We start from the raw sequence: 10,871 nt of genomic DNA on the forward strand, positions 1-10,871 counted from the left end.
CCGGTGGACGGGCCCGTGCCGTCGCTGCTGCGCGACCGGGCGGCCGCGGGACTCAGATGATGTTCTTGTAGAGGTCCCAACCGGTACCGAACTTCACCCGGGCGGCGAAGGTCGCGGTGCCGGTCTTGCCCGTCGAGGAGTACCGGTACACGACGCCGTTCGGGAGACGGCAGAGCAGGTCGCCCTTGCTGTCGCCGTCGATGTCACCCGGGACGAACAGCTTGTCGTACTGGTCGAAGCCGCTGCCGACCTGCTCCCGGGCGGCGAATGGCGCGGTGGCGGTGCCCGTGCCCTTGAAGAGGAACAGACGGCCGGAGGAGTCCCGGGCGAGCAGGTCGGGCCGCCCGTCGCCGGAGTAGTCGCCCGCGCCGACGATTGCGTCGTAGGCGTTCCAGCCGGTGCCGACCTTGATGCGCGCGCTGAACCTGGTCACCAGCGCACCGTCGCCGGGGTGGAGCCACAGGGTGCCGCCGGAGTCGCGGCTGAGCAGGTCGCCCTTGCCGTCGCCGGTGAGGTCACCGGGGCCGACCGTCAGGGTGTAGTTCCACGTCGTGCTGACCCGCTCGCCCTGGATGTACAGGTCGCTGCCGATGTTCTGCACGTAGGTCGCGTGGTTGCGGCTGTTGAGCCCGGTGGCGTACGCGTTGCGGGAGCCGGGCGTCTCCTTGCCGGCCCAGATCGGCGGCATCCGGTAGTCGCCGTTGGCCAGCGCGCTGTACTTGGCGAGGTCGTTGTCCGCTTCGGTGCCGAGGTTCTGTGCCTTGCCGTAGAGCGACGTGGTGCCCGCGCCGACGATGAACTTGTTGAGTTCATAGCCACTGCCGAAGTAGGCGGGTGCGGCGAACTTGCCGCCACCGACCGACTTGAACCAGTACTCCACGCCGTCGCGGTCGCGGGCGAGCAGGTCGCTCAGGCCGTCGCCGTCGCCGTCATCCGAGCCGGTGATCACGTTGTACGCGTTCCAGCCGGTGCCCACCTTGACGCGGGCCTTGAGCGGGGCGGTGGCGCTGCCGGCCCCCTTGTGGAACCACAACTCGCCGCTCAGCGTACGGGTGAGGACATCGCCGAGGCCGTCGCCGTCGACATCGCTGGCTCCGACCAGCTGGTCGTAGACCTCCCAGCCGGAGCCGACCTTGACCCGGCCGTTGAAGGGTTTGCTGACGCTGCCGGTGCCGGTGTACAGCCACAGGTCGCCGGCGTGGTCGCGGGCCAGCAGGTCGGGGTGGCGGTCCCCGGTGACGTCGCCGGTGGCCATGACGCGGTTGTAGATCTGCCAGCCGCGGCCCGACCAGAGGGGCGCCGACGTACTCGTCAGGCCGGTCTCGTAGAGCGTGAGCACGCCGTCGAAGGAGAGCGAGAGCAACTCGGCCTTGCTGGTGCCGCCGACGTCGCCCACCGGCAGCAGGTCCTTGAACGAGGCGCTGGGGTCGGGGTCGGTCTTGTAGATCGCGTATTCGCTCCAGGTCGAGATCGACGACAGGTAGACGGCCGTGGTCTGGTCGTACTCCATGACGATCATGTCGCTGATGCCGTCGCCGTCGACGTCGTGCCGCGGCTTGGCGGCGGCCAGCGGCGCCGGATTCGTGGCGCGTCCGGGCAGGACGACGCTCGGGTACTGGCGGTCGCCGCTCGCTGCGGCATCGACGACAGGATCCGCCGCCGGGCCGGCCGCCGACGGGGTGGTGGTGGAACCGGGTATGAGGAGCTGCTCGGCGGCGCTGCTCGGGGCGGCGGCCAAGGCGCTGACGGCCAGGGCCAATACGCCGCCGACGGCCAGTGCACGCACTCTTCCGCGGTGCGATGAAGTCAAGATCCCCCCTGAGGATCGAGCCGGGACACGCCCGGACACGTCTCGCTGTGTGCTGGGAGACACACGTCGACGCGTGAACGGTTCCCGCTTCCAGCCTTGCCGCGCCATAGACGACGCCGGTGAAAGTTCTGTACCAATTTCTCTTTCCACAGGCGCAGTTGAGGGTCCGAGTGCTTCGAGCCGCGGGCCAGGCCACTACCGCACGGTGGCAGCGGCCACGGCCACCGCGCCCCTCGAATGGCCGGACCGCAGCCGTCGCACGTCCATTGACCGGTGCGTGGTGAGGAATACCGCACCTCAGGAATGCGTGACGGGAACCAGCCTGCACCTGGACGTCACCGTGGACGACGTACCGCGCTTCGGGAAGGAGTCGGCCGCAGCAGCCGGCTGACCACCGACAGGGCCGTGGCTGGCGAACGGGTTCCTCGGGGGCCGGCAGCGAGGGGTGCGGGGCCCGCTTCGTGTCCTCCGCAAGGGCGAGTCCGGCTCTCGCGTACCCGCGGGCGGCTTGTGCGGTGCGTTCCCAACCTCTTCTGCCGGACTAGGTGAAAGTGCTCGAGGGGAGTCGATTTCCGCGTGGAGTCGCAGGTCAGTTCCCGCACCCGCGGGGATGAACCAGTCGGGTACTCGGTCAGTTCCGGGACCCGGGGCTCCTCCCCGCGCCAGCGGGCATGACCGCCAGCCGCCTGCTCCCCGCGCCCACGGGGATGACCCCCGACAAGCAATCCGGGCGATCCGCAGAGAACACTGCTTCCCGTGCAGGTATGGATGACCCCAGGCCGGACATCAGCCGCGGGCACCGTCAGCGCCGGACCGGTGATACCCGAGGGACCTCCAGGTGTGCGACTGGAATCCCGTGACGCTGGCGGGAGGGTGCCTGAACCCTCCCGCCGCCTGTGGTGTTTCGTCCGGTGGATCAGTTGGTGCCGTAGTAGCCGAATTCATCGATGATCAGGTCGATGTCCTCCCAGCCCTGGTTCCAGAAGGCGACCATGCCGTTGTCGGCGCGGCTGGCCTGGACGAGGTTCGCGACCGTTTTGCCCGCCGTCCAGTTCATGTTGGAGGCGACCGGGCGCGCGGGTGGGGTCGCGGTGCCGTTCTCGTACTGTTCGAGCGAGTTCGGGTCCGGGGCGACGGACAGGAATCCGGGGCCGGTCGTGTTGGTGACCGTGGTGTTCAGGACGTATGTCTCGATGTTGGGATTGTCCAACCGGTGCATGTAGTCGCGGGCCGCGAGCGGTTGGCCGCTCTTCCGGGTGTCGACAATTCGAACCGGGCCCCACCAGTTCCGCACGTAGGCCGCCTGGCTGTCAGGGGTGTAGTAGCCGTTGACGTCGATGACCACGTCGGTGCCCTGCCAGGCTCCGTTGCGGACTGTGATAGGGCCGTCGGGTCCCACCGGCACGATGACCGAGTTGGCGACGGTCTGGCCGGCGGTGAAGTTCAGGTTGGACGCGGTGGGTGCCGCCTGGCCGGTGGGGTAGACGGTCAGGTGGCCCGCCTCGCGCGGGTTGGTGACCGTCACGTTGAGCGAGACGGCGGTGGCTCCCTTGGGGACCCCGCCCGCCCCGGCGACCTGTACGTCGAACGACCCTTGCCCGGCGACCTGGCCCTTGGCCGTGCCCCGCCCCTCGCGGGTGTCGACGAATCGGGTCGGCGGCAGCGCGGTGAAGCCGCTTGACGCGGTCGGGGCGAAGTAGCCGGTCACGTCGGCGATGAGGTCGACGGACTCCCAGCCGATGTTGTCGAGGTTGATCCTCCCGTCACGCCCGACGGGCACGATGACCAGGTTCGGAACCGTCTCGCCGCGGCCGTAATTGACGCTGGACGTATCGGGCCTGGGAGTACCGCTGGCCGAGGTGATGATGTGGCCACTACCCGTCGAGTTGGTGACAGTGAGGTTGAGGACGGCAGCGGTGATTCCGTCGGGAATCGAGCCGGTTCCGGCGACCTTGAGACTGACATAGCCGTGCGCAGGGATCTTGCCCTTCTCCTGGCTCATGTCCTGGCCCGTGCCATTGCGTGTGTCCAGAATGCGCAGCGGAGCATGGGCGGTGAAGTCCGTGCCCAGCGTCTTCACGGCCACCTTGTTGAGGGCTTGCGTGTTCGTCTTCGGGTCAGTCACCGTGACGGTGATCGTGTACTCGCCGACCTCGGTGTACGTGTGCTTGCTGATCAGAGGCTCGGCAGCGTTGGCGGTGACCGTGTCCGTGGAGCCGTCGCCCCAGGAGATGCTGACGCCGAGCGGGCCTTCAGTGCCACTGAAGGTGGAATGCACGAGCATTCCGTGCGCGGAGGTGCCCCAGCTGTGCAGCCTGACCGCAAGCTCCTGGTTGTCGGCAGCCGATGCCGCGCGGCTCTGGCCGGACGGCACGGCGCTACGGACGGTGCGGTCCGCGGCGCTGCTGTAGACCTCGGCGCCGGAGGCTTGCGCCGTGCTCGGGTCCATGTCGGGGGTGGCTGCCCTGTGGGGTTCGGGCGCTGCCGGCTGGGCTTGGGCCATGCCGGGGATGAGTCCAACGCCTGCTGCGAGGGCAGCTGCGGCTATGACGAGTCGGCGCTTGGGCACGGTTTCCTACGTCTCTGGTTGTGGGTGTGGACAGGACTGGACGGAGCGGGACCCGCCACCCCATGGGTGGCGGGCCCCGCGTGCCGTTGGCAGGACAACTATGCGGCGGGGCTCACAGGTACCGGTAGAGGCCGCGGTGCCGCTCCCCGCGCAAGCGGGGCTGGACGTGGCGCACTCCCTGGTCTCACCCATCGAGTTGTGGTGCAACGTGCCGCCGGGGTGGCATCCGGGTCAGTTGGCTGCGTAGTGGCCGTAGTAGTCGATGAGTAGGTCGGCGTCTTGCCAGCCCTGGTTCCAGAAAGCGACCATGCCCTTGTCTCCCGGGGTTGTCTGGACCAGGTTCGCCGCCGTCTTGCCGGCGATCCAGTTGAGGGTGGAGGCGACCGGCCGGGCGGGCGGTGTCGCGGTGCCGTTCTCGTACTGTTCGGGTGTGTTCGGGTCCGGGGCCACCGAGAGGAAGCCGACGCCGGTCGTGTTGGTGACCGTGACGTTCACGGCGTGTGCCTCGACGTTGGGGGCGTAGAGAAGGTGCATGTAGTCGCGGGCCGCGAGCGGAGTACCCGTCTTGCGGGTGTCGAGCAAGCGCGATGGGCCGTACCGGCTCGGCACGTACGCGGCCTTGCTGTCGGGCGTATAGAAGCCGTTGACGTCGATGACCACGTCGGTGCCCTGCCAGGAGCCGTTGCGGACCGTGATCCGGCCGTCTGGCCCCACGGGCACGATCACCGAGTTCGCGACCGTCTGACCGGCGGTGAAGTTCAGGTTGGACGCGGTCGGCGCCGCCTGCCCGCTGGGGTGGACGGTCAGATGGCCGGCCTCGCGGGGGTTGGTCACCGTCACGTTGAGCGAAACGGCGGTGGCACCCTTCGGAACGCCGCCCACGCCGGCGACCTGCACGCCGAACGATCCCTGCCCGACGACCTGGCCCTTGGCCGTCCCCTGCCCCTCGCGAGTGTCGACGAAACGGGTCGGTGAGAGGGAGGTGTAGCCGTTGGACGCCGTCTGGGTGAAGTAGCCGGTCACGTCGGCGATGAGGTCGACGGATTCCCAACCCCTGTTGTCCAAGTTCACGTACCCGTCCCGGCCGACCGGCATGATGACCAGGTTCGGAACGGTCTCGCCGGGGGCGTAGTTGATGCTGGACATGTCGGGCCTGTCACGGCCCGTGCCCCAGGCGAGGATGTGGCCGCTGCTGGTGGTGTTGGTGACGGTGAGGTTGAGGACCACCGCGGTGACTCCGTCGGGAATCGAGCCGTTGCCCGTGATCTTGAGGCTGGCCCCGCCGTACGCGGGCACTTTGCCCTGGGCCTGGCCCGTCCCGTTGCGGGTGTCCAGGAGACGCAAGGGGGCGTGCGGGGTGAAGTCCGAGCCCATGGTCTTGACGGTCACTTTGTTGACGGCTTGCGTGTTCGTTGCCGGGTCGGTCGCCGTCACGATGATCGTGTATGCGCCGACCTCGGCGTACGCGTGATCTCTGAACAGAGGCTCGGAGGCGTCGGCCGTGACCGTGTCCGTGGTGCCGTCGCCCCAGGAGATGGTGACGCTGAGGGGGCCCGTTGCGCCGCTGAAAGTGGAGTACGCGACCATCCGGTGTGCGGAGGTGCCCCAGCTCTCCAGCCTGAACGCGAGGTCTTGGCCGTCGGCGGCGGACGCCGCCCGGTTCTGCGCGGACGGCACGGTGCTGCGGACGGTACGGTCCGCGGGGGTGCTGAAGACTTCGGCACCGGAGGCCTCGGCCGTGGCAGGGTCCACGTCGGGAACGGCTGCCTTGTGGGGTTCGGGTGCTACCGGCTGGGCTTGGGCCATGCCGGGGATGAGTCCAACGCCTGCTGCGAGGGCAGCTGCGGCTATGACGAGTCGGGGCTTGGGCACGGGTTCCCTCTGTCGGTGAGTGGTGGGTCGAGAGGGGCCCGCCACCCGGTGCGGGATGGCGGGCCCTTGCTCAGCTGGTGGGGGAGCTACGGGGTGGGCAGGCTGGGTACCGGGACCGGCAGCGGAGCGGTGCCAAGGTGGGGGATGGTCCAGGTCTGGGCGGGGGAGCCGTTGCAGTCGAAGAGCCAGAGCTGGTGGCCTGGGCTGGTGTCGAAGTTGCCCAGGTCGATGCAGCGGCCGGAGACGGGGTTGTAGAGGGCGCCGTTGGCGCGCGGGAGGAAGCGCTGGCTTTCGGAACTCGCATCGCAGGTGCGGAGCTCGATGAGCGTGGTGTTGGCGGTGCCGGCTCCGGCGGCGTTGAGGCACTTGCCGTGGGTCCGGATCGTGCCGTCGTTACGGACCTGGAATTGCTGGGCGTCGGTGCTGTTGCAGGCTGTGATCTGGATCTTGTTGCCGTCGGCGTCCAGGTCCTCGTCGTTGTCGACGCAGTTGGTTGCCGCGGCGGTCAGGGCGATGGGTCCGGCGGCTTCGGGTGCGGTCACGGACGCGGCGTAGGGGTAGGTGGCGACGTTGCTGATTCCGCCGGTGAAGCCACCTGGGGCTTGCGCTCCGTTCGCCTTGAAGTGGCCCATCGCGAGCGGCCCGGTGGGTGCTGGGCTGCCTGAGGCCTTGTGGTGGCCGGTGCCGGCGAGGGTGCCATTGACGTACAGACGCATCAGGCTCGTGTTGGCGTCGTAGACGGCGGTGAGCCGAGTCCATGTGCCCAGGGCAACGCGGGCCGTGCTGTTGATGTCAGTGGTCATGTCGTACGGCCAGTCATCGGATTCGGCATTGGCGAGGGCGAAGCGCCACACGTTGTTGTGGTGGTCGGGGTACAGGAGGAGGGAGCTGAACCGGGAGCCGTCCTGGCTGAGGACGACACTGCCGGTCTGGTCGGCTTTGGCCCATGCGCTGACAGTGAAGCTCTTGAGGGTGTCGATGACGGGGCCCGTGTTGGTGGTGATGGTGGAGCCCGGTCCACTGAACGCGGCGTAGGAGGTGCTGCGGCCGTCGATGGTGCCGTCCAGCCAGGTGATCCCGGCTGCCGTGGCGGGGTAGTTCCCGACAGAGCTGGGCACGGTGGTGCCTGTCGGCTTGGTGAGCGGCCACTGAGCCTTGGGCATGTTGAGATTGCCCAAGGCGATGGACGTCGCGTCGACACCGGTGACGGTGGGGTGCAAGACGGTCTCGCCGTTGGGGGCCGTGCCGGTTCCGTTGAAGGCGACCAGCTGCTGGTTGGTGTCGACGGCCCATAGGTCGGGGAGCCCGTCGCCGGTGAGGTCACCGTCGGAGCCGATCCGAGGGTATGCCTTCGGGTCGATCTTGCCGGAGATCAGTCCAACGGCAGGGTCGGTGAATCCGCTGAGGTCGGTGGCGCTCTTGACGGTGAAGGCGTGCAGGGTGCCGACGTCGGTCTTGGACCGGGCCCACAGCGTGGGGAAGGCCGTGCCCTGGGCGCGGCCGGGTGCGATCAGCTCGTAGCCGTCCCACTTGGTGTCGTTCCCCGAAAGGAGGACAGCCTGGGGTGCCAGGTGATCGCTGGTGCCGGCCGTGGCGAGCCAAAGGCGCCCGCTTTCGACGAACAGCAGGGATGTCTGAGGAAGGGACCCGCCAGACTCGCCGGTGACCCCGCCGAAGGCCGCGATCTGCGTCACCTTCGCCCAGTCGGCGGCTCCGTAGCCATAAGTGGCGCAGGCGATGACCGTTGTCCTGTCGGACTTCAGACAGGTGGCGGGCTTGGTGATCTTCGTGGGTGCTTGCCCGTCGAACGCGCCTCCGTTCTCGTCATTGGCGTAGACGTACAGGTAGGGGCTGCCGGGCTGATGGGCGAAGAGGTCGTCGACGGTCTTGCGGCCGAGGCTGCCGCGGTGACTGATCTGGATCCCGTTCCAGTTTCCGGAGTTGCCGGCCGCCGTGACCATCCTGGCGCGGGGCGCGCCGTACGGGTCTTCACCACCGCCGATCTTGCGCAGGTCGCCCGCCGTGTCGGGCAGCAGGAGGTCGGGCTTCTTGTCTCCGGTGATGTCGCCGAAGACGGCCGTGCCTGCGTCCGGGTTGGAGGGCGCGTAGTAGCTGTAGGCGAAGGGCTGGGACATGTTGCCCGCGGTGTCCTGCGTCTGCAGGTACACGAAGTTGGTGCCCCAATGCGGCGGCCGGATGCTGATGGTTGCCTTGCCGCCGGTCAGCTTGACGATGCCAGGCCCGGAGTCGGTGCACTTCCATCCGGTGGCGGCCGCCTTGACCGGGTCGGTGGTCCAGCGGGCGCAGGCCAGGCCCGAGCTGCGGCCGCCGCCCACGGGGGTGGGGTCGGTGCCGGTGAGGGTGAAGGTGCCGTCTTGGCCGGCGTACTTGGGGTGGGCGCCGATGGTGCCGGAGGCGGGGAAGTCGGTGGAGGTGACGGTGGCGGTCGGCGGGGTGCGGTCGACGCGGAAGAAACACATCTCGGTGGGGCTGCTGGTGAGGGTGCCATCCGTGGCGCGGGCCTGCCAGCCGTACTGGTGGCCGTCGGTCAGGCCGCCGATATCGACGGTGACGGCGCCGTAGCTGCTGTTCCAGCCCGCGTCGGCGTACATGGTCTTGCCGCCGTCGTCGTCGTCCCAGTACTGGAACCCCGTGTAGAGCTGCAGGCCGGTGGCCGAGTAGGTGGAGGTGGTGAGGGTGATGTTGTTGTTGGCGCCGACCCAGCCGGGGTTGTCCCAGGGGTTGGCGGTGCCGGGGGTACGGCACTCCGCGTAGGCGGCGGTGTCCGCGAAACCGGGAGTGGGGCTGGTGCGGGGCCACCAGACGGTGGGGGTGATGCCGTACTCGACGACGATGTGCGGCGTGTTGCTGAAGCGCTGGCGGTAGAGCTTCTCGTACTCGTTGTCCGGGGCCAGGCCGAGTGTCACCGTGGGCCACTTGTTGGCGACCGCGGTCTTCACCAGGTTCTTGACGTCGAACTGGATGTCACCCGACCCCGACATGTTGATGCCGGCGACCTTGCTGCAGCTGGCGCCCATGTGCGCGTTGTTGGCGCAGGGCTGCTGGCGCCAGGTGGTGGGGTTGCTGATGTAGCCGGTGGAGTACAAGCCCATCGGGGTGACGGTGCTCGGGCTGGAGGAGGAGACGACGGTCGCGTAGAACGTCGCGTTGAAGACCTCGGCCCCGTGCAGCCGGGAGTCCATGCCGATCTGGAAATAGGCCCGGGTGCGGCCGATGCCCTCGCAGGGCGGATTGCCCATCCGGTAGCCGCAGTACCCGGTGGCGGGCTTGTCCTGCCCGTACTGGGTTCCGTTGTACCCGTTGGTGTCCTCGTACGCCTCCTGGACCTGGGCCCAGGCCTGGTTGGCGTTGTCGATCGGCGGGTTCCAGCCAGGGTCGATGTACCAGGGACCGGTCCCCTCGCCGAGGAGAGCGGCGTCGGGGACGAGCTGGATGCCCTGGGCATCGACGGTCGTGCCGATCTTCTTCACCGCGGCGCCGCTGCCGGGTCCGTCGGTGCTCGACGGCACCGAGGTGTCCTGGGCCGGAGCCGACTGCTTGGCGAGGGCGCCTGCCGACTTCGAGGGGGCGGCGGGAGCCGCGCTGCCGGCCGAGTCCCACATGAACGGGGTGGGGGCGGAGAAGCGGGTCGTGCCCTGGTCGTCGATGGCTTTGAGGTTCCCGGCGCCGTCCGCGCTCACGGTGAGACCGTCGGTCTCGACGGCGAGCTGGAGCTTCTTGAGAGCGGGGCTGGCGGCGGCTTCGGCCGTGCGCACGATGAGCACCTGGCGCCAGCCGCCGAGCGTGTTGGCGCTGAGCTCGAGGTCCACGCCGGGCAGGACGGACGAGTACAGGGCGCTGTCACCGTTCAGCGTGGGCTTCGGCAGCGGGAAGGGAGCTTTGAGGGCCAGCTTCTTGCCGTCGGCGGTGGTCATGGTGGCCATCGGGCCGGTGCCGCCGCCGGACAGGGTGAGCTTCGAGGGGACCGCCGTCGGGCTCACGGTGCCGTCGGCGTTGGCGCGCAGCGTGGCATCGACGGGCCGCCACGTACCGGAGGTGTTCTTGACCCTTTGAGGCACCGGGGTGGTGTCCGTCGAAAGCGTCCCACTCGGTGTGGCGAAGGTCTGCGAGGTCGCGGTGGTCAGGTGGTCGACGATGACCGGCTTGCCACTGCTCTTGGCCTGGTCCTTCGCAGTGTCGATCGCGGCTGCCTCGACTGACGGAGGCCGGGAAGTGGGTGCGGGCCATGTGCTGTTGGCCGGGCCGTGGCCGCGGGAGTCCTCGGCGGAGGCGGGCGGTGCGGCGATCAGGCCGGCTCCGAGTGACAGGACGGCCGCACCGGCGACCGGGAGCATGGCGACGCCCGACGACCGCTGGCTGTGGCCAGCCGGTCTCGGTTTCCGCGCGGTAAGGAAAGGCAGTCTCACGTTAGGTTCCCCCCTGAGCTGTGAGACGGACACAAGTCAGCCGCACGATTCCTTCACGCCTGCAATCTTGTCAACGGTTTGTTGCGCGTCCGCGCCCGTTTTGCACGTGGATCGACCCACCCGCCCCCTGAGTGACGTGAGTCACTGGAGCGGAATGTGAGGCTCCTCTGAAGATTCGAACGAACTCTACGTA

At 68.7% G+C, this 10,871-nt stretch carries 4 protein-coding genes; all 4 read right to left on the bottom strand.

The features are described from left to right. Positions 1-52: 52 nt before the first annotated feature. The 4 genes from AB0D44_RS08650 to AB0D44_RS08665 all read right to left on the bottom strand — a co-directional run bounded on the left by AB0D44_RS08650 (position 53) and on the right by AB0D44_RS08665 (position 10,606). A complete protein-coding gene (locus AB0D44_RS08650) occupies positions 53-1,786 on the bottom strand; it encodes a VCBS repeat-containing protein (RefSeq protein WP_362586466.1) in 1,734 nt (577 codons plus the stop codon). A gap of 940 nt (positions 1,787-2,726) precedes the next feature. Next, positions 2,727-4,313 carry a PKD domain-containing protein gene (locus AB0D44_RS08655; RefSeq protein WP_362586469.1) on the bottom strand — a complete coding sequence of 529 codons (1,587 nt, stop codon included), beginning with the start codon at positions 4,311-4,313 and terminating at the stop codon, positions 2,727-2,729. Positions 4,314-4,610: 297 nt separating this feature from the next. Beyond that, positions 4,611-6,131 carry a hypothetical protein gene (locus AB0D44_RS08660; RefSeq protein ID WP_362586472.1) on the bottom strand — a complete coding sequence of 507 codons (1,521 nt, stop codon included), beginning with the start codon at positions 6,129-6,131 and terminating at the stop codon, positions 4,611-4,613. A gap of 206 nt (positions 6,132-6,337) precedes the next feature. Then, positions 6,338-10,606 carry a ricin-type beta-trefoil lectin domain protein gene (locus AB0D44_RS08665; RefSeq protein WP_362586475.1) on the bottom strand — a complete coding sequence of 1,423 codons (4,269 nt, stop codon included), beginning with the start codon at positions 10,604-10,606 and terminating at the stop codon, positions 6,338-6,340. Between the last annotated feature and the right edge of the window lie 265 nt (positions 10,607-10,871).

It is taken from the genome of Streptomyces sp. NPDC048349, assembly GCF_040651925.1.
Classification (GTDB): Bacteria; Actinomycetota; Actinomycetes; order Streptomycetales; family Streptomycetaceae; genus Streptomyces.

What these genes read in the sequence shown, in the direction of transcription:
- AB0D44_RS08655 (WP_362586469.1), bottom strand. Translation starts at nt 4,313, where the DNA reads ATGGCCCAAGCCCAGCCGGCAGCGCCCGAACCCCACAGGGCAGCCACC.
- AB0D44_RS08665 (WP_362586475.1), bottom strand. Translation starts at nt 10,606, where the DNA reads ATGCTCCCGGTCGCCGGTGCGGCCGTCCTGTCACTCGGAGCCGGCCTG.